Below are 254 nucleotides of genomic sequence, written 5' to 3' on the forward strand. Positions count from 1 at the left end.
CTGGGGCAAGGGCGGCGCGCGGCCCGTCTACTACGCCACGGGCGCCCCGCAGGGGCTGGGGCGCTTCAAGTCGGATGCCACCGGGATCGCCAACCTCGCCGGGCGTTCGGCGGCAGCGATGGCGCTCGGCGCGCAGGCGTCCGCCACGCTCGACCCGGCCTTTGCCGACCGCTGCCGCCAGGCCGCGCACACGCTTTACGCCCTGGGGCGGGCGAAGGAGGGCTACCAGCAGGGCAACAGCTACGGCGCGCCCT

The 254-nt window shown here is 76.0% G+C and carries 1 protein-coding gene; it reads left to right on the forward strand.

Translation table 11 applies throughout. The features are described 5' to 3' along the window. The coding region (locus RYX56_RS23875) for a glycoside hydrolase family 9 protein (protein ID WP_317124324.1) at positions 1–254 on the forward strand (254 nt) is incomplete at both ends.

The organism is Alkalihalophilus lindianensis, from assembly GCF_032843265.1.
In the GTDB taxonomy this organism is placed as follows: domain Bacteria; phylum Bacillota; class Bacilli; order Bacillales; family Bacillaceae_D; genus Alkalihalophilus; species Alkalihalophilus lindianensis.